The organism is Secundilactobacillus silagei JCM 19001 (assembly GCF_002217945.1).
GTDB lineage: Bacteria > Bacillota > Bacilli > Lactobacillales > Lactobacillaceae > Secundilactobacillus > Secundilactobacillus silagei.
Window position 1 is genome coordinate 212,569 of sequence record NZ_BCMG01000002.1, and the last position, 17,686, is coordinate 230,254.

The following is a 17,686-nucleotide window of genomic DNA, read 5'->3' on the forward strand; positions in this document are numbered from 1 at the left end:
AACTAGACTAAGAAACGTGGTGAAAACATGAATGGTTTTATTGGAGAGTTTTTCGGGACAATGGTCCTGATTACACTTGGTGCAGGTACCGGTGCCAGTTTTAACTTGAACAAAGCTTATGCTCAAGGTGCAAACTGGCTGTATGTATCTCTTTCCTGGGGTCTGGCTGTAACCATGGGTGTTTATACTGCTGGTGTTTTGGGGTCTGACGGACACCTTAACCCTGCAGTAACAATTGGTTTTGCTTGTGCTGGATTGTTTAAGTGGAGCTTAGTTATTCCTTATCTTCTGGGACAATTTTTAGGCGCCTTTGTTGGGGCGGCAATTGTGATAGTTCACTTTTATCCGCACTTTAAGGCAACTAAGACGGAAGAGGAAGGTAACCAAGTCGGGATCTTCGCTACTGTACCTGCAATCAACGCACCAATCTGGAACTTCTTATCAGAAGTTATTGCAACGTTCTTCTTTGTTTTTATCCTCCTGAACTTGGGTAACTTTACTCAAGGTCTCAAGCCGCTGATTGTTGGGTTAGTCATTACCGTCGTTGGTACTGCTCTTGGTAGTACTACCGGATTCGCCTTGAACCCAGCTCGTGACTGGGGTCCACGGTTTGCATACACGGTTTTGCCTGTTCCTAACCGTGGGCGCACACACTGGGAATATGCATGGGTTCCAATGTGCGGACCACTTGTTGGTGGTATTATTGCCTCATTACTCGAAGTTTCTTTAACTAAATAGCAATTTATATCACTTATTTACAGAATTAGGTTTAAAAAATGCATTCACATTAACTGTGGATGCATTTATTATTATCTATATAAACGTCATTATTTGGAGGCAGAAAAATGGGTAAACGACCAATGTTTGTAGGTCCGATTGGGTGCGGTAAGACTTCCCTTATTCAGCGCTTAACGGACCAGACGTACCATTACAATAAGACGCAATCAATTGAATATATTCAAGACTACATTGATACGCCAGGTGAGTTCATTGAACACCGGAGAATGTACACCAACATTGCTACTACCGGAATGGAAGCCAGTGTGATCGTGATTATTCAAGCGGTCAACGATAGCCGGCTGATTTTTCCTGAAGGCTTCTCCACCATGTTCAGCAGTCCGGCAATCGGGGTCGTTAATAAGATCGACTTGATCGATAATGATACCAAGTCAGCGGATTTTCAGCGTGTAGCTGGTCAGTTGAAGCGCGCGGGTGCCACAACAATTGTTCCGGTATCGGCTTTAAAGGCCACCAATATTGACCAATTGTCACAGCAGATTCATGCGCACTTAACGTCCAAAGATTGGGATGTTAAGCAATAAAAGATAAAAAACGAAAGCTAATTTTCTGAACGGAAATTAGCCTTCGTTTTTTATCTTTTAAGTTATAGACGACCTAGGTCCGTATAGATCCACTGAATCTCTGCAATACTGTCAATCTTAATTTGATTGGCTGATTCAGTTGGCTGATTGCCGTCAACGGTGAACAGCCAGCCCCGATTTTCGGTTGAATCGGTTAGGCCGTCGATACTGTTGACGTACAAAAAGTCGTTTGCCGTTTGGTAAAAGAAATCAATTTTTTTATCTTTAAAGTAGCGTTTGGAAACGTCGAACACGGTATCGTCTTCGCTCCAGCTAACGACGTGGGGAATCGTGAAGATTTTAGTGGTGGCCGCGTGACGCCGTCTGAATAATGATGGCGTTGTGCCCGCCATTTTTTTGAACGTTTTGGTAAAGTAGCTGGTTTGAGAAAAACCAACGTCGTTTGCGATAATGTTTACTGGCCGCGTTGACAGGGCTAAAAGCTCCTTGGCCTTAGCAATCTTAAGGTGGTTGATATAGTCGATAAACGTAATGTTGAGGTACTTTTTAAATAATCGGCTAAGGTATGATGGCGATAAGTAAACGCGGTTAGAAACCTCATTTAATGACAATGGTTTCGTAATGTTTTTGACCACGTAGGCATTGGCCTTTTTTAAACTGGTAAAGGACTCGGTATAATCATTTTCCAGGTGTTCTGCCACTGGATTAGGATTCGTTTCATCAAAGTTATGGTACTGCGGCGATATTTTCAACAGGATACTGAGGTAATTAATGTGGTTGAATTCCTGAGTGTTCAGCGAATCAAGAACGCTGGTATGAACGCCGTGCTCGGGCTCACTATCAAAGACTTCTTCAAAGATATTGGTAATGTAATCTTTAGATAATTTCACCCGTTGCTGTGAGATCTTTGCAGAATTACACAGGATGAAGCCGGAAAATTTATAGTCTAAGATTACGGGAAAAATGGTGTAATTAATAAATTCGTGGATGTCTAATTGCAACTGAATCTGTTTTTCATCTGTATAGACGTGATCGTGGTGCACTAAAACCCCCGAAAGACTATAGTATAGGGCATCGATTTGAGTAATATCTGAAAACGACTGTAAATAACTGCCTAGACTCCTATATTGGGAGAGTGAAGGCTTATCCAAAAGAACCTCTTTCATTGTTTACCCCCCGTAATCTGATTAATAAATCGCTTACACAATTAACTATAGCAGAAAAATGTACTAATGGATTGCAAAAAAATGTTATTGCAAAATATTACTAATATTATTTAGTAATCAGTAACACTATTTTGCGAATTAAGACGATTTGTTACACAAATCACAAATAAAAGTAGCATTTTGTCTAATCTATATCATTTGTGTATTCTCTAACGGCCCGGATTGCACGCTGCCAACCACGGTAAAGCTTGCGTCTGCGCGTTTGCGGCATTTCAGGGGTAAACAGTTTGCCCTGTCCTGAATGACGCTTGATCTCATCGAGGTCGTCCCAAAAGCCAACTGCTAGCCCGGTTAGGAAGCCGACACCCCGTAGATCCGCATCGGAAGTATTTTGACGATAAATATCGATACCGGAGATATTAGATTGAAATTGAATCAGGTAGTTATTGGTTGAAACACCGCCGTTAACGTAAAGATTGCGAACATCAAGTTTAGTGTCATTTTTCATACTATAAATGATATCAGTGGTCTGATACGCAATTGATTCCAGCGTTGCCCGAATATAGTCATACTTGGTGGTTTTTTGAGTGATGCCAAAGGACGCACCATTGGCGTTGGGATCCCAGTACGGCGCGCTGAGACCGGTAAAAGCCGGAACCACGTAGAGTCGTCCGTCATCGGCTGACTGATCAGCCATTGAAGCAGCGTCTTCGATATTATCGATCATTTCCAGGCCGTTTTTTAGCCACTCCATGGCGGCACCGGCGACAAAGATACTGCCTTCAAGGGCGTAGGTCACCTTGCCATCGATCCCATAGGCGATGGTGGACAGCAGATTACGATCAGAGAGCTTAATGTCCGAGCCAGTATTCATGATGATGAAAGCGCCAGTGCCATACGTACCGACCACGTCACCAGGGTTGGTACAGAAGCGACCAAAGAGGGCGGCCTGCTGATCGCCAGCAATACCGGCAATTGGAATTTTGGCATTAAAGAACGTCTTTTCATCAGTGTAGCCGTAAATCTCTGAGTTGGACTTTACCTCAGGCAGCAGTTCTTTAGGAATGTTAAACAGGGTCAAAAGATCTTGATCCCATTCCAGCGTTTCAATGTTAAACAACATGGTCCGGCTAGCGTTGGTGTAGTCCGTAACATGGACGTGACCGTTAGTTAACTTCCAAATGATCCACGTATCCAAAGTGCCAAACAAAAGGTCACCTTGTTCGGCTTGACGCTGGGCACCCTCCACGTTTGACAATAGCCAAGTGATTTTGGTAGCTGAGAAATAGGAATCGATGAAGAGACCGGTTTTTTCGTGGATCATATTGGAATAACCGCTGCTGATCAGTTTTTTAGCAATGTCTTCCGTCTGCCGCGATTCCCACACCAGCGCACGGTGAATCGGTTTGCCGGTGTGCCGGTTCCAAATGATGGTCGTTTCACGCTGATTTGAAATACCGATACCCGCAATGTTGACGGGCTTTATTTTGCCCATAATTAAAATATTAGTGATGCAGGATAATAGGTTGCGCCAGATCTCCTCAGGATCTTCCTCGGACCAGCCGGGATGAGGAGAAAAGTGCGTAATTGGCTTTTGTTCTGTGGAGACGCTGTTACAGTCATGATCCAGTAAAGTTGCTGAAACGTTCGACGTACCAACATCTAACGACAGGATATAACGATCAGTCATCGTTAAGTCCTCCTTCCAGGATGTTCACTCGTTATTTAGTGAAAATAGTCTACAAACAAGGATACCATATTGATAAAGTATTTTAATGAGCAATGTACATAAACCTGTTAAAAAAAGACTAAAATAACACCGTAAAACAAGATAGTATCGAAGCTTATTTAAATATTAGTAATTTTTGTTCGTAAAGTGCTAATTTAACCGCACTATTTTGCCATCAACTAAATGTTAACGCAATTTTTTACATTGGAAGCGCTTTTTTAGATTTATTGTTAAATGATGCCGTCCTCGTGATACGATGGTTGCAGAAATTATTTTAGGAGGCGGGGGAATGACCTTTTATACTTATGGTTATTTAACACATCAAAACTATTCTGGCACAGCATTGAGAATTGGACTGATTATCGTGCTATTGCTGACGGCGTTCTTTGTCCTGTTCCGGTACCTGCGTAACCGGACGTTAGTTAAGTATCGTGATCTCTCAGTTATTTTACTGATGGCTAGTGCGTTAGTGATTGGCTTTCAGTTCCAGTCGTATTCCACACTGCGCGCTAATCAGAGCAAAACTTCCACAGTGGTGGGGGTTCTCAAAACGGTCGCTAAACGTAATCATGTTGCACCGCAAAATTTGCAGACTAACGCCACAGCGGTGAACGACCAGATGCTGATTCGAAACGCGAAAACTCATCAGTACTATCGGGTACTCTATAACAGCGATTCGGCCAGTTTTATTACTGAAAAACTATCAGTCCAGATGAACCAGACAAAAATTAAAGTGGTAGGTGATTAATATGTTTACATACGGGGATATCTTGGTTAAGTTATTTGTCGGTTTCCTGTTTATCGTGGTGCTGATCAACCTGATGGGCAAGACGAATTTGGCACCCGTTTCCGCCATGGATCAGGTGCAAAACTACGTGCTTGGTGGCATTGTCGGCGGGGTACTGTTCAATCCCAACATGACGTTGATTCAGTTCATCATGGTGCTTTTGATCTGGTCGTTAATGATCCTGATCATGCGGTACCTGACGATTCACAGTCAGCGCGTGCAGAAGTTCCTGAACGGTGAACCGGTGACGATCATTCGCAACGGTGAGATACTGGTGGATAATTGTTTGAAAGCTAATTTATCGGCTAAGGACGTGGCGCTTAAATTACGGACGGCTGGGGTGGTCGATGTTTCCTTAGTCAAGCGGGCCATTTTGGAACAGTCCGGTGCGCTGACGGTGATCCATCAGGGCGATACCAACGTCAAGTTCCCAGTGATCACGGATGGCACCGTGGATATGGACGTGCTGGATCTGATGGGCAAGGATGTCGACTGGTTAGATGAGAACCTGAGACGGCAAGGCGTTGATAGTGTGAAGGACGTTTATTTAGCCGAATTCCGCAATAATCAGTTAGTCATCTCAGGATATCGAAAAGCGTGAAAAATCATGACAAAATACCACCCGATCGTTAACCAGCTGGTTAGTGATCGGGTGGTATTTTGTCATGATGTAATTTATTGTCGGTAATTACTTTAAATGGAGCATTTTAGCAGCGTTCCCATAAGCAATCTTTTCTTGATCTTCTTTGCTTAAATCAGAGTCGGTCAAGAATTTGGCAGAATCCTTGGGGTGGTTGTATGGGTAGTCCAGTGAGTACATCAAGTGGTCAGCACCCATTTCAGTCATGTCCAGCTGCAGTTGGGCTGGGAAGAACATGCCACTTGGGGTGATGTAGAAGTTATCCCGGTAAGTTTCGCTGATGCTGCGGTCCAAGTTAACAGTCAGGCCAATGGTTTGATCCATCCGTTCCAAGAAGTTGGGTACCATTTCGCCCCAGTGACCAGTGATGATCTTTAGCTTTGGATGACGGTCAAACACACCAGCTAAGATCAACCGGATCATTTGAACACCCAGGTCTTCGTGCCAGCCCCAGCCAGCGCCGGCAAAGGTGAAGGCAGTTAGTTCTGACCAGCCCTTGCCTTCGTAGTAGTGTTCGCTGATTTCTTGAGGAATGAAGACGGGATGGAAGTAGAGCGGTACATCCAGTTCTTCAGCCTTAGCCAAAATTGGTTCATACATTGGATCGTCAAAGAATTTGCCGTCGTAGTAACCATGGATCATGGCGCCGTTTAAGCCCTTTTCCTTAACCGCCCGTTCCAGCTCAGCGGCTGCGGCTTCGGGGTCACCAACTGGTAAGGCTGCCCAGCCACCGAAACGGGTCGGGTTAGTGGCAATGGCGTCTGCCATGTCATCGTTAGCCATCTTACAAAGATCAATGGCAATCTTTGGATCTAAGTTCTGTGGTGAATCGTCACCGTAACCTAGAATTTGCATTTGAATGTCGTTGTCGTCCATGAATGATAAGCGCTTTTCCCCAACACTTGTCAGTTCGGTATTATCACGTTGGGTTTTCGCCATAAACCGTTCGATACTGTGATCGTCCGGATTCTTATGGGGATTAACCGGAGCAGGCATGTAAGGCTTAGCTGCGTCGTTGACCCGTTGTGATTCCCAGTGTTCTTCTAGCGTAATAAATTTCATGTGAATTACCTCCCGCATTTATTGGTTCCTATTGTAGACGGTCAGTTAAAAAAACAACACCCTACTTTGTTGTCAAAATAGGGTGTTATGTCACAGATAATTAAATTATTCATTGTGAAAAATGGTTTCCGGGGCTGGAATCAGCTGCTGATACAATTTAAGTAAGTCATCTCGACTAAGCTCAGAATGATTAAGCATGAGCTGGACGAAATTGATCAGCATGCGGGCGTATAATTCGATGGCGAATACCGCTGGCGGGTTATTCGTTGACCGCATGGCATTGACCCGTCGCATGTCGCGGATGAGATATTCAATGACGGGCTGTTCTGTATGGCTCCAAAAAATCATGGCAAATGAGACCCGGTTTTGGTCGATCAAGTCCACCATCAGTCGTGGGGCAGAGCGCGTTGAATCATGGATCTTATCAGTCTGTTCTAGGAAGCTGTTAGCTACCCAGGCGATGTCTAGTTCGATCACTTCACCAATGGTGGTGTAGTGGCGATAAAAGGTTTGTCGCGCGATATGGGCTGACTGACAGAGGGCAGTGACTTGAATCGTGTCGAAAGTTTGTCCAGTTTTAAAAAATTCGCGCAGTGCCGTCATTAATTTAGCTTGTGTTTCGCGCAAGCGTTTATCCGGTTTATGATAGTAGGCTGCTTGCAGTTTGACCTGACTCATAAAATCACCTCGCTGGTGGATTGAGATGGAATTGTTTCCTATAGTATAACGTAATATATAGCCGAAAAAAACGCTATCTGGTTTTGAATTAGCATTCACTGTATAATTTGGAGCAAGACCAACGAACGGAAGTGACATTAATGAAGCGTATTTATTTTCTGTGTACCGGTAATGCCTGCCGCAGTCAAATGGCTGAGGGCTTAGGCCGGGCGCTGCTGAGTTCTGAATGGGAGATTCGCAGTGCAGGCGTTGAGCAACATGGGTTAAACCCAATGGCGGTCCAAGTCATGGCAGAAATTGGTATCGACATTTCACAGCAGTATTCAAAGCTGATTGATCCAGACTATTTAACTCACTGTGATGTGGTTGTGACGCTGTGCGGAGATGCGCGGGATAGGTGCCCAGTAACGCCACCACAGGTTCACCGAGTTCACTGGCCACTACCAGATCCAGCACAGGCTGTGGGGGATGAGGAAACTAAACTGCGTGCGTTTCGTCAGGTGAGAGATGAGATTCGGACACGGATTGAGAAAAGCAAAATGTTGCAGTAACGATTTCTTGATATAGAATCATTTGCGACAGCAACCAGCAAGTTTGGTAGTAATAATGGACTAATGTAAATGAAGTGGAGCGAAACTGGCCAATCGTGGTGAGAGTAGTTGTTGGCAAGTGTTTTTTGCTTGCCTATAACTACGGGAGACGGAGGAGATCCGCCACAAGCGAAGCGCGGGGGCTAGCTCCGGAGCGACCCCACGACGAGTGGCCGGTTTCGCGAAACGGAATGGGCGGAAGCTCATAATTTAAAGCATAAAAATGTACCCTTAGAAGTTGATTATGACTTCTGAGGGTACACTTTTAATGGCAAATCAGTTTTTGATTCTTTTCATTTTATATAGTCGAAACGGGTTCCAGCAGGCAGAGACTTAGGTTCCAGTCTCTAACCGCCTGATTCCACATCTTACAGCAGATGTATCCCTGCCGCTTCACACTTATCAATCATATCTTGAGGCCAGAGTGAGGCTTGCACTTCACCAACGTGGACCTTACCTAATAACAGCATGCACAGCCGTGATTGACCAATGCCGCCGCCAATGGTGTAAGGGACTTCTTCGTTGAGGACCATTTGGTGATATGGTAATTTCAAACGGTCTTCAGCGCCGGCAATCTTGAGTTGTTTCTTCATGGATTCAGCATCGACCCGGATACCCATGCTGGAGATTTCAATCTTTTGGTTGAGTGGTTCGTACCAGAAGATGATATCACCGTTTAATTTCCAGTCATCATAGTCAGGGGCACGGCCGTCATGACGCTTGCCGCTCCGCTTTAAGGCACCACCAATTTGCATGATGAAGACGCAGCCAAGTTCTTTAGCAATCAAATCTTCGCGTTCCATCGGTGTTTTGTCTGGCCAACGGTCTTCAAGTTCCTGCGTGGTGACAAAGTGAATTTCATCTGGTAAATGATAAACGGATTGTGGGAACTTGTACCAGACTTCGTGTTCCATGTGCTTGATAACTTTGAAGATCTGACGGACAGTGGCTTTTAACGTATCAACAGTCCGTTCATCTTTGGTAATGATCTTCTCCCAGTCCCATTGATCGACGTAAGCGGAGTGGAAGTTATCCAATGCCTCGTCTTTACGGATGGCGTTCATGTTGGTATAGAGGCCTTCGTGAAGCTTGAAACCGTAGCGCTTCAAAGCAACTCGCTTCCACTTTGCCAGTGAATGGACGATTTCAATTGGTTCGTCGCCCATGTCTTTCATGGTAAATGAAACGGGCTTTTCAACACCGTTCAAGTTATCGTTAAGACCAGTCTTCTTTTCAACAAACATGGGGGTTGAGACCCGTGACAGGTTTAATTGCTTACGGAATTCATCCTGGAAAGTTTCCCGAATGTATCTGATTGCCGTTTGAGTTTCGCGAACCGTCAACTTTGGTTCATAAGATTTTGGAATAATTAAATGCATGATACCGCTCCTCTAGATTAGATTTGGGATAAAAAAAGAAGTCTTCTATCCCATAATCAAGGGACGAAAGACTTCATTTCGCGGTACCACCCAAGTTGCCTATCCGTAGATAAGCCACCTCACACGTACAAACATACGCTCCGATGGTAACGTTTCGGTGACGGCGAGGCTTACTTCATACTGGTTCAGCCCGCAACTGAGAAAGTGTTATTCAGAAAAGCCAAACACTGATTGGGTTCACACCATTTCCCAACTCACTGACAGGTTGACTTAACTTACTTGTCTTTCCTACGTTTTTTAATCTCTAATCAGTATCTTATCATCTTTTCATAATTTGTAAACTGAATTTTGAAACTTTTTTTGAAATGCTAGTCTCATAGCGGCTGGCATTAGTAGTAGAAAATTAACTTGTAGGATTTAAATTAAAAGTTTAAGATTAGCTTTCAGATGGATCTGTGAACGAGAAGGGGCGGTTAAGATGATCAGAGAAACCAAGACGGAATTGTTAGTAAAAGACGTTGCTAAATTATTAAACATAACCGCGTACACCGTGCGCTATTACACCGATCAGGGACTAGTGCCAGCCGTGAAACGTAACGCTCAAAACCAGCGGCTATTTGATGAAGATGCCGTTAACTGGTTAAGAATGGATCTGTGTTTCCGAAATACGGGGATGTCGATCAAACAGTTAAAGAAATACGTCAGTATGTGTCTAGAAGGCGAAAGTACGATTACTGAACGCTACCAGATCGTTTTAGCGCAGCAGCAAGATGCCAAGCGCCAATTAGAAGCTGCCCAGCAACGGATGAAATTCTTAAATCAAAAAGTGCAGATGTATCAAGAAGATCTGGCAGATCATGACAGTGATCGACTGAATCCAGAAACTTGGCAGGCAACTGATCAGCGTGTTCGGGGCTGATCATGGTTGCTGATAATGATTGTATTTCTTAAAATAAAGCTTTAAAGTATAACTTAAAAGCGGTTTCAATTTGGAAGGAAGCGTTAGGTATGTCAAAGCGGGTCGTATTTATTACCGGTGCCTCAAGTGGTATGGGTTACGCTGCTACAAAATTATTTGCCGGCCATGGCTGGAAAGTTTATGCCGGTGCTCGGCGGGTTGAAAAAATTCCAACGGGTGCAGGAATTCACCCAATGCGGTTAGATGTGACGGATGCCGATTCTCGCGAACAGTTTGTTGAAGCTTCCCTGGCAGATGGGCTGCGGGTAGATGTATTGCTCAACAACGCTGGCTACGGTGAATTTGGACCACTGGAAGAAGTTGGTGTTGATAAGGTTCATAAGCAATTAGATACTAATCTAGTCGGTGCTTCTGAACTAACCAAATTAGTTTTACCGCAGATGCGGCAGCAGGGTACTGGCCGAATCATCAATAATTCTTCAATTGGTGGCGATATCTACTCACCGCTGGGTGGTTGGTACTACGTCACTAAACGCGGCTTGAACGTTTGGTCAGATGTACTGGATACCGAAATTCGCCAGTTTGGCTTGCGTTCAGTGATCATTGAACCCGGTGGTACTCAATCAGCTTGGACGGATATTGCAGTTGACAATGCGCTTCATAATTTAACGCCAAATTCACCCTATACAGCATTAGTAGAAGGCACGCGGAAGCTGCTTAATGGGATGCTGACTAATTCCGAAGCGACTTCCGAAGATTTGGCGAAGGTCTTCTACCGGGCAGCCACGGATCGGCATCCGAAGCGACGCTATTACTTCTCTTTAACGGACAGAATGGTGTCACGTTTCGCGCGAAATCACCCAGGTGTTTTTCATGAGGGTATCAGTCTGATTGTGCACCGTTTGACCCGAAATAAATAAGAATTTTAAAATTGAACGTGTGCTGATTGCTGATATATAGGCAATCAGCACACGTTTTAAATTTATTGCCAAATTTCACTTGCTATTTTATTTAATAGGGTTTAATATCAACTTCATTAAGAAAGAGGGCGGTCATATCGCATTTAATTCCAAACAATTAGCTGACCAGCTGCTAGCAACTATCGCATCACAGAAAAACAATCCGTCTGCAAAAAGATCACAGGCCTTTATGGGTACCGAAAACTTCATTTTGACCTATCTTGGTGAGCACCCGGACAACGCGACGCCCCGTGAAATTAGTCAGCGTTTCAATATTACCGTTGCGCGGGTATCCACTGTATTAAAACATTTAGAAGCCAAACAGCTTATTACCAGAACCATCAACCCGGCAGACAAACGCAAATTTATCTTTGCGTTAACTGATCTTGGTAAGCAAAAAGTCACTGAACTAAGTCAGAATCGATATAATGATTTGATTGATTTAGTTGACTATTTAGGCGAAGAAGACGCTAAAGACTACATTCGAATTTTAAAGAAACTCGCTGTTAGAAACGCATAAACACACACAATTACAAACCAATATTTGGAGGCAATTAACATGACTGAAAACATTAAAGAACTGGCTAAAACGACTCAACCTGGTACCGTTTTGAAATTTCAAGCACAACCTGGTAAGGGTAATGATTTATTTGAACTCACCAATAAATTACATTACATGAAGACGTTGGCTGACCCAACGCAAAAAGATCCGGATGGCCCAACTGATTGGATTCTATGCCGACCGGATGATGATTCAGATGTTTTGTGGGCAATGGAATTTTACAAGGATGATGACTCAATGAATCGTCACTTTAGCGACCCAGTGATTGACGAAAACCACGATGATATTATCGGTGTCATGGGTGGCGCCCCAATGCGGAGTTTTGTTTACCCGGTCTATTCCAACACGCAAAAAGGCAGTTTCGCGGACATTGATCTTTCACAACCAGCGACCATGTTAAAGTTTCAAGCCAAGCCTGGTAAGGGTGACGAATTATTTGAACTCACCAACAAGCTGCATTACATGAAGACCGTTGATGACCCGACTTCAAAGGATCCCGATGGTCCAACGGATTGGATCATGTGCCGACCAAAGGATGATCCCGATACCTTATACGCGCTTGAGTTCTACAAGGATGCAGCGTCATTCAAACGTCACTTCGATGATGATACCATTGATGAAAATCATGATCATATCATCAGTTTAATGGCTGCCATGCCAATGCGAATCAATGTGCATAAGGTTTACGCTGCAGGTTAATCACAATTTTGATAGATTTTTAAAGAGTGTGTGATAAAACTCGGTAGATTCCAGAATTTAACTCAAAAAAGCCTGTTCCGGCGAACTTTGTCGGAACAGGCTTTTTTGAGTTAAATGGCCGGAATCTGAGTTTTAGAACACGATTAGACTATATTGAAGTATTGAACAAATGATCATTTTTTTGCTATTTTCAGTTAAGAAGACAGTTAAAATACTTACCAATATAGACTTATGTCACGGCCTCTTTTGATAGCTTAAAAATGTTTCCATTGAGGAAAACCGAACTTTTCCTTGGCTTCGAGTGGACTTTAAGTTGTATGATTGATTCATGACAATTTTAAAATTGATCCTCTAATGGATATTAGACATCATCAAGGTTTAAAACTAAACTATAACTATACGACAAGAATTTGGAAGGATACTATTGTGAAAGAAATCAACCAGGAAGTCTTTGAAGGTGAACGAGCGCTATTTAAAGCCCACGACCTCAACATTAAAAACAGTACGTTTCAAAACGGTGAATCACCGTTAAAGCACAGCAAAAATCTGAACATTGAACATAATATTTTCAAGTGGAAATATCCGCTGTGGTATGCCGACAACATTAACGTGACCCAAAGTACTATCAAGCTAGAAGCCCATGCCGGTATTTGGTACACCAAGAACCTGACAATGGATAACGTGATGGTGGAAGCCACCAAAACGTTCCGTCATATGAGTCACTCTCAGTTGTCAAATATCACCATGAGTAACGCGGCTGAAACCCTGTGGTGGTGCAACGATGTTAAGCTAGATCACATTACGGCCACCGGTGATTATTTTGGCAAAAACTGTGAAAACATTGTCGTTGACCATCTAAAATTAAGCGGTAACTATGCCTTTGACGGCAGTAAGAACATTGAAGTGCACAATTCCACCTTTGAGACCCACGATGCCTTTTGGAATTGCGATAATGTCACCGTGTACGATTCAACTTTGGTTGGCGAATATCTCGCCTGGAATACCAAGCACATTCGGTTTGTGAACTGCTGGATTGAAAGTGACCAGGGACTGTGTTACGTGGACGATTTGACCTTGGAGAACTGTTCATTAGTGAATACTGATTTGGCGTTTGAATATTGTACGGCTATTAACGCGGATGTGACCACCACGATCGATAGCGTGAAAAACCCGATTAGTGGCGTGATCAACGCACCAGCAATCGGCAAGGTCATTCAAGATGACCCGGACATTGACAAGTCAGCGATTAAAATTAACGTAGGGGGACAATCGGCATGACAGATTTTTCAGAATTAATTGATCGGCGGCATACTAATTCAGTGAAGTGGGACGTTAAGGATAACGAACTGCCGATGTGGGTGGCCGATATGGACTTTCGCACGCTTCCTGCAATCACGGATGCCATTCAGAAACGGGCTAAAAGTGGCATCTTCGGCTATGAAGAAGTGCCACAGGACTATTTTGATGCTGTCCAAGGCTGGTATGCCAGTGAACATAACTGGCGGCCAGATACCGATTGGATGATTTTTTCAACTGGTGTAGTGCCCACGATTTCGTCATCAGTCAGACGGTTAACCAACGTTGGCGACAACGTGTTGATCCAAGCCCCCGTGTACAATATTTTCTACAACTCTATTTTAAATAACGGTCGGCACGTCCTTTCTAGTGACCTCGTTTTGGATGATCAAGAGACTTATCACATTGACTGGGACGATCTGGAAGCCAAAATGGCCGAACCATTGACGACTTTGATGATCCTATGTAATCCGCATAATCCAGTTGGCATGATCTGGTCTTCGGAAACCCTAGCACGGATCGGTGAACTGGCAGCTAAGCACCATGTGGTGGTCTTATCAGATGAAATTCATGGTGATATTACGGCACCGGATAAGGGTTACACGCCATTTGCGTCAGTGAATAAAACCAATGAACAAAATAGTGTGACTGCGGTGTCGCCCAGCAAGACCTTTAACGTGGCAGCCTTGCACGCCGCTACGGTGATTATTCCTAACGCAGCGTTACATGCAATTGTGGAGCGGGGGCTCAATACGGATGAACTGGCCGAACCTAATTCATTTGCGATTCCAGCCTCGATTGCGGCCTACACTCAGGGACATCAGTGGGTTCACGAGATGCGTGCTTACATTGAAAACAATAAACAGACCGTTGCTAAGTTTGTGGCTGAAAATGTGCCGGGCGTGAAGGCCGTTGCCGGCAATGCTACTTACCTGGTCTGGCTGGATACCAGTGAAATTAGCATGGCTTCCGACAAACTTGAACAATTTATTCGACAGGAGACTGGACTGTACTTATCAGACGGTACGGTGTACGGTGGTGATGGTCAAGAATTCTTAAGAATGAACGTTGCCTGTCCTAAAGAACGGCTGATGGATGGTTTAAACCGTCTCAAGCAAGGAATCTTAGCAGTTAAATAAATTCAGATAATAAAAGCCCATAGAACAAGCATTTTGATGCCTGTTCTATGGGCTTTTGGCGTGTATCTACTTAAAATTTAAGTTAGCAATTACCACTGTTTACGAAAATACCTTGTTTAAAGGCCGCTAAGATTGCCTTACCGTCAGCAATTTGGACGTTGTTATCCAGTAATTGACCGTTGTTAGTGAGGCTGAGCATGGCCTTTTGATAATCTAATTTCAAGCCCTGACCTAAGAAGTAGACATCGTAATCAGAGGTATAAAGTGACAGACCAGCATTGTTTTTAAGCGCAACGTGATATTCAGCATCCGGTTGATCTAAGACCACAATGGTGAACTTGGTACCGATACTGCAGGCACCACCTTGAAGTGAGTACTTACCGCCGGCGTCATCAGTGATCAACAACAGGGTTTTGGATAGCAGCTGTTTGTGCTTTAACAGGTCAACGACAGCGGGCGTTATTGTAATTTCATTCATTGGGTAACACTTCCTTTTAGCTAGCAGTGTACGCTGAGGGGAAGGCAAAATCAATTGTGCACGATCAATGCAGCAGTGAACGATTAGTGAACTAGTCCAAAATAAGCAATAACCACGATGCCTAAAATAATTCGGTACCATCCAAACACTTTAAAGTCGTTTTGTTTGATATAATCAAGAAGGAACTTAATTGACAGGTAGGCCACAATGAAGGAAACCAGTACGCCAGTTAACAGCACTGCCGATTGGATACCGGTAAAAGAGTTGCCATGCATGAAGTATTTGACGATTTTTAGACCAGACGCGCCAAACATGGTAGGAATGGCTAAAAAGAATGAGAACTCCGTGGCCACGTATCTTGAGGTGCCAACTAGGATGGCACCCAAAATGGTTGCGCCGGAACGGGAAGTACCGGGAATCAGTGATAGAATTTGAAAAATACCAATTAAAAGAGCGGTTGTCATGGGTAAATGGGTCAGCTCTGAATACCGCGGTAATCGATGCTGATTAAGTTTTTCAATGAGGATAAACAACACCCCATAAACGATTAACGTTACCGAAATGACTTGCCAACTAGTTAGGTGGGCGTCCAGCCAATCATTCAGTGGCAGCCCAATGATCACTGATGGGAGCACTGCAACGATCACTTTAGCCCATAGCACCCAAACCTGATGACGTTCAAATACGGTCTTGCTGAAAGATAAAGGGTTCAATTTATTGAAATAAATGACAACAACTGCCATAATAGCCCCGAGTTGTATGACGACCATAAACATATTGATAAACGCGGTGGGTTCCTTGAGTTTGACAAATTCATTGGCTAAATAAAGGTGACCAGTGGAGCTAATTGGTAAAAATTCGGTGACACCTTCGATGATTCCTAAAATGATGGCTTGAATAATCTCAATCACGATGACAGATTTCCTCCGTTGTAACTTTCTGTTTTAACTAAGTTTACGGGGCTGCTGTAAAGTCCGTATTTGAAATGCGTAAAGTTTGTGTAAATGTTACGAAAACCTGTGTTATCCACGTTTATATTTTTTGAATAAAAGATACATAAATTATTTGTTGTTCACACTGATTGCACATAATGATGAGTGTACCAATATAATGGTGATTTTGGAGACGTTAGCGTTTACAGTTGTACATAGCTTGTTATAAAATTTAACTAACAAAGTTTGAGGATAAAATTACCCAAGGGGGTCAAATGATGGTCTCATATGCACGCTTGCGAACTCGTAATCAAATAACGATGGCAATGCTGACCTTATTAAAAACTCACCGGATTGAAAACATCGAAGTTACTCAGATCTGTGAAGCAGCATTTATAAAGCGCAGTACCTTTTACCGTTATTTTCATGACAAAATTGACCTGACCGAGGCCGTTCTTGATAAGATTTTGGAAGGGTGGCAAAACGACGGTCGAACAGAACATACCGCTGCTGAAATTGCTGACTTCTTCATGAATAACTATGATGTGTTATCTCATTTGAGGGTCAATTCGAATAACCGGCACTATGCTGAAAATCAGCGACTTTTACAAAATTGGCTGATGACTCAGATTACGCAGGTTGATAAATCTGCGCCGCCGATCGTTAATAAAATTAGAAAATCTCACGATCCCATGCTGATCAGTTCATTTCTGCTTGAAGGTACGTTTGGTATCTTGTCGCAGATCGACCTAACTAATCAGAGTGACCGGTTGAGAATGAAAGCCTTTCTAATTGAAGTTGTTGAGAAGATTAATCAGTCTTAGCTTTAGTGATGAAAATAAGAATTTTATAGTAGAAAACGCGATTACTCCGGGTATCAGAGTAATCGCGTTTTCTTTTGAGTTCGACACCGATAGTCTTACTGTTGACTAGGTGTCAGGTTCACATCGTCACGGTGGCGCAGTTCAATGGATTCGCCCTCAGAGCGGCGTTCGTCAATGTTTTCTTCACCCCAAGTGCAGAGCTGGTTTAAAATCTTATTCAGACTTTCGCCCCGTTTAGTGAGGGAGTATTCAACCTTGGGCGGTACTTGTTCGTAGACGTGACGGTTGACGATGCCATCGTCTTCCAGTTCGCGTAACTGCTGGGTCAGCATCTTTTGCGTGATCTGCGGAATAGCCCGTTTGAGTTCACTAGTCCGCATCGTAGCGTGCCGTAAATGGCATAAAATAATTGCTTTCCATTTACCGCCAATAATTTCCATGGTGGCTTCAACGCCAATATTATAGGTTTTTGCCATATTTCCTCCTATGGGCACTAAAAAGTGGGTATAGCACTTTTTAGTGCGT

General features: G+C 43.5%; 20 protein-coding genes and 1 other annotated feature. Of the genes, 12 read left to right on the forward strand and 8 right to left on the reverse strand.

Annotation, left to right across the window (positions count from 1 at the left end):
• The first annotated feature begins 27 nt into the window (after positions 1 to 27).
• The gene (locus CES79_RS02655; protein ID WP_089136227.1) at positions 28 to 738 is read left to right on the forward strand and encodes an MIP/aquaporin family protein; all 711 of its coding nucleotides are present in this window, start codon (positions 28 to 30) and stop codon (positions 736 to 738) included.
• Between the two features lie 107 nt (positions 739 to 845).
• Positions 846 to 1,322, forward strand: a complete 477-nt coding sequence (locus CES79_RS02660) for a EutP/PduV family microcompartment system protein (protein WP_054656313.1) — start codon at positions 846 to 848, stop codon at positions 1,320 to 1,322.
• A gap of 62 nt (positions 1,323 to 1,384) precedes the next feature.
• Here CES79_RS02660 and CES79_RS02665 read toward each other — a convergent pair whose 3' ends face one another.
• Positions 1,385 to 2,488, reverse strand: coding sequence for a helix-turn-helix domain-containing protein (locus CES79_RS02665; protein ID WP_089136228.1), 1,104 nt, complete (start codon positions 2,486 to 2,488; stop codon positions 1,385 to 1,387).
• Between the two features lie 184 nt (positions 2,489 to 2,672).
• Complete coding sequence (gene glpK, locus CES79_RS02670) at positions 2,673 to 4,178, reverse strand: glycerol kinase GlpK (RefSeq protein WP_089136229.1); 1,506 nt, start codon at positions 4,176 to 4,178, stop codon at positions 2,673 to 2,675.
• A 328-nt stretch (positions 4,179 to 4,506) separates the two neighbouring features.
• Here glpK and CES79_RS02675 point away from each other — a divergent pair, with 328 nt between their 5' ends.
• Together CES79_RS02675 and CES79_RS02680 are read left to right on the forward strand one after the other, a co-directional pair.
• The gene (locus CES79_RS02675; protein ID WP_054656316.1) at positions 4,507 to 4,965 is read left to right on the forward strand and encodes a DUF3290 family protein; all 459 of its coding nucleotides are present in this window, start codon (positions 4,507 to 4,509) and stop codon (positions 4,963 to 4,965) included.
• Between the two features lies 1 nt (position 4,966).
• Positions 4,967 to 5,605 carry a DUF421 domain-containing protein gene (locus CES79_RS02680; RefSeq protein ID WP_054656317.1) on the forward strand — a complete coding sequence of 213 codons (639 nt, stop codon included), beginning with the start codon at positions 4,967 to 4,969 and terminating at the stop codon, positions 5,603 to 5,605.
• 87 nt (positions 5,606 to 5,692) lie between these two features.
• On the opposite strand, the gene CES79_RS02685 is transcribed toward CES79_RS02680, so the two are convergent.
• Together CES79_RS02685 and CES79_RS02690 are read right to left on the reverse strand one after the other, a co-directional pair.
• Positions 5,693 to 6,706: an amidohydrolase family protein gene (locus tag CES79_RS02685; RefSeq protein ID WP_159459446.1), complete on the reverse strand. Its 1,014-nt coding sequence runs from the start codon at positions 6,704 to 6,706 to the stop codon at positions 5,693 to 5,695.
• A gap of 105 nt (positions 6,707 to 6,811) precedes the next feature.
• Positions 6,812 to 7,384: a TetR/AcrR family transcriptional regulator gene (locus CES79_RS02690; protein ID WP_089136231.1), complete on the reverse strand. Its 573-nt coding sequence runs from the start codon at positions 7,382 to 7,384 to the stop codon at positions 6,812 to 6,814.
• A gap of 140 nt (positions 7,385 to 7,524) precedes the next feature.
• Here CES79_RS02690 and arsC point away from each other — a divergent pair, with 140 nt between their 5' ends.
• Positions 7,525 to 7,935, forward strand: a complete 411-nt coding sequence (gene arsC / locus CES79_RS02695) for an arsenate reductase (thioredoxin) (protein ID WP_089136232.1) — start codon at positions 7,525 to 7,527, stop codon at positions 7,933 to 7,935.
• A 407-nt stretch (positions 7,936 to 8,342) separates the two neighbouring features.
• Here arsC and asnA read toward each other — a convergent pair whose 3' ends face one another.
• Positions 8,343 to 9,353 (reverse strand): aspartate--ammonia ligase, encoded by a 1,011-nt coding sequence (gene asnA, locus CES79_RS02700; RefSeq protein ID WP_054656320.1) that lies wholly within the window; start codon positions 9,351 to 9,353, stop codon positions 8,343 to 8,345.
• 56 nt (positions 9,354 to 9,409) lie between these two features.
• Positions 9,410 to 9,653: a binding site (T-box leader), on the reverse strand.
• Between the two features lie 178 nt (positions 9,654 to 9,831).
• Here asnA and CES79_RS02705 point away from each other — a divergent pair.
• From CES79_RS02705 to CES79_RS02730, 6 genes are all read left to right on the forward strand, one after another.
• A complete protein-coding gene (locus tag CES79_RS02705) occupies positions 9,832 to 10,272 on the forward strand; it encodes a MerR family transcriptional regulator (protein ID WP_054656321.1) in 441 nt (146 codons plus the stop codon).
• Positions 10,273 to 10,361: 89 nt separating this feature from the next.
• Entirely contained in the window at positions 10,362 to 11,192 is an 831-nt protein-coding gene (locus CES79_RS02710) for an SDR family NAD(P)-dependent oxidoreductase (protein WP_089136233.1), read from the forward strand.
• 229 nt (positions 11,193 to 11,421) lie between these two features.
• Positions 11,422 to 11,751 carry a MarR family winged helix-turn-helix transcriptional regulator gene (locus CES79_RS02715; protein ID WP_089136234.1) on the forward strand — a complete coding sequence of 110 codons (330 nt, stop codon included), beginning with the start codon at positions 11,422 to 11,424 and terminating at the stop codon, positions 11,749 to 11,751.
• A 39-nt stretch (positions 11,752 to 11,790) separates the two neighbouring features.
• Positions 11,791 to 12,492 carry a putative quinol monooxygenase gene (locus CES79_RS02720; protein WP_054656323.1) on the forward strand — a complete coding sequence of 234 codons (702 nt, stop codon included), beginning with the start codon at positions 11,791 to 11,793 and terminating at the stop codon, positions 12,490 to 12,492.
• A 426-nt stretch (positions 12,493 to 12,918) separates the two neighbouring features.
• Positions 12,919 to 13,770, forward strand: a complete 852-nt coding sequence (locus CES79_RS02725) for a DUF3737 family protein (RefSeq protein ID WP_054656324.1) — start codon at positions 12,919 to 12,921, stop codon at positions 13,768 to 13,770.
• On the forward strand, positions 13,767 to 14,927 hold the full coding sequence (locus CES79_RS02730) for a MalY/PatB family protein (protein ID WP_089136235.1): 1,161 nt from the start codon (positions 13,767 to 13,769) through the stop codon (positions 14,925 to 14,927). The genes CES79_RS02725 and CES79_RS02730 overlap by 4 nt, the downstream gene beginning before the upstream one ends.
• A gap of 82 nt (positions 14,928 to 15,009) precedes the next feature.
• Here CES79_RS02730 and CES79_RS02735 read toward each other — a convergent pair whose 3' ends face one another.
• Both CES79_RS02735 and CES79_RS02740 read right to left on the reverse strand, forming a co-directional pair.
• A complete protein-coding gene (locus CES79_RS02735) occupies positions 15,010 to 15,405 on the reverse strand; it encodes an iron-sulfur cluster biosynthesis family protein (protein ID WP_054656325.1) in 396 nt (131 codons plus the stop codon).
• An 83-nt stretch (positions 15,406 to 15,488) separates the two neighbouring features.
• Positions 15,489 to 16,316, reverse strand: coding sequence for an undecaprenyl-diphosphate phosphatase (locus tag CES79_RS02740; RefSeq protein WP_089136236.1), 828 nt, complete (start codon positions 16,314 to 16,316; stop codon positions 15,489 to 15,491).
• Between the two features lie 299 nt (positions 16,317 to 16,615).
• Here CES79_RS02740 and CES79_RS02745 point away from each other — a divergent pair, with 299 nt between their 5' ends.
• On the forward strand, positions 16,616 to 17,161 hold the full coding sequence (locus CES79_RS02745; RefSeq protein ID WP_054656326.1) for a TetR/AcrR family transcriptional regulator: 546 nt from the start codon (positions 16,616 to 16,618) through the stop codon (positions 17,159 to 17,161).
• Between the two features lie 95 nt (positions 17,162 to 17,256).
• Here CES79_RS02745 and CES79_RS02750 read toward each other — a convergent pair whose 3' ends face one another.
• The gene (locus tag CES79_RS02750; protein ID WP_054656327.1) at positions 17,257 to 17,637 is read right to left on the reverse strand and encodes a winged helix-turn-helix transcriptional regulator; all 381 of its coding nucleotides are present in this window, start codon (positions 17,635 to 17,637) and stop codon (positions 17,257 to 17,259) included.
• Positions 17,638 to 17,686: the final 49 nt, after the last annotated feature.

Bases quoted from the DNA above. Each gene is read 5' to 3' on its own strand.
- CES79_RS02655 (WP_089136227.1), top strand. From the start codon at position 28: ATGAATGGTTTTATTGGAGAGTTTTTCGGGACAATGGTCCTGATTACA.
- CES79_RS02660 (WP_054656313.1), top strand. From the start codon at position 846: ATGGGTAAACGACCAATGTTTGTAGGTCCGATTGGGTGCGGTAAGACT.
- CES79_RS02665 (WP_089136228.1), bottom strand. From the start codon at position 2,488: ATGAAAGAGGTTCTTTTGGATAAGCCTTCACTCTCCCAATATAGGAGT.
- glpK (WP_089136229.1), bottom strand. From the start codon at position 4,178: ATGACTGATCGTTATATCCTGTCGTTAGATGTTGGTACGTCGAACGTT.
- CES79_RS02675 (WP_054656316.1), top strand. From the start codon at position 4,507: ATGACCTTTTATACTTATGGTTATTTAACACATCAAAACTATTCTGGC.
- CES79_RS02680 (WP_054656317.1), top strand. From the start codon at position 4,967: ATGTTTACATACGGGGATATCTTGGTTAAGTTATTTGTCGGTTTCCTG.
- CES79_RS02685 (WP_159459446.1), bottom strand. From the start codon at position 6,706: ATGAAATTTATTACGCTAGAAGAACACTGGGAATCACAACGGGTCAAC.
- CES79_RS02690 (WP_089136231.1), bottom strand. From the start codon at position 7,384: ATGAGTCAGGTCAAACTGCAAGCAGCCTACTATCATAAACCGGATAAA.
- arsC (WP_089136232.1), top strand. From the start codon at position 7,525: ATGAAGCGTATTTATTTTCTGTGTACCGGTAATGCCTGCCGCAGTCAA.
- asnA (WP_054656320.1), bottom strand. From the start codon at position 9,353: ATGCATTTAATTATTCCAAAATCTTATGAACCAAAGTTGACGGTTCGC.
- CES79_RS02705 (WP_054656321.1), top strand. From the start codon at position 9,832: ATGATCAGAGAAACCAAGACGGAATTGTTAGTAAAAGACGTTGCTAAA.
- CES79_RS02710 (WP_089136233.1), top strand. From the start codon at position 10,362: ATGTCAAAGCGGGTCGTATTTATTACCGGTGCCTCAAGTGGTATGGGT.
- CES79_RS02715 (WP_089136234.1), top strand. From the start codon at position 11,422: ATGGGTACCGAAAACTTCATTTTGACCTATCTTGGTGAGCACCCGGAC.
- CES79_RS02720 (WP_054656323.1), top strand. From the start codon at position 11,791: ATGACTGAAAACATTAAAGAACTGGCTAAAACGACTCAACCTGGTACC.
- CES79_RS02730 (WP_089136235.1), top strand. From the start codon at position 13,767: ATGACAGATTTTTCAGAATTAATTGATCGGCGGCATACTAATTCAGTG.
- CES79_RS02735 (WP_054656325.1), bottom strand. From the start codon at position 15,405: ATGAATGAAATTACAATAACGCCCGCTGTCGTTGACCTGTTAAAGCAC.
- CES79_RS02745 (WP_054656326.1), top strand. From the start codon at position 16,616: ATGGTCTCATATGCACGCTTGCGAACTCGTAATCAAATAACGATGGCA.
- CES79_RS02750 (WP_054656327.1), bottom strand. From the start codon at position 17,637: ATGGCAAAAACCTATAATATTGGCGTTGAAGCCACCATGGAAATTATT.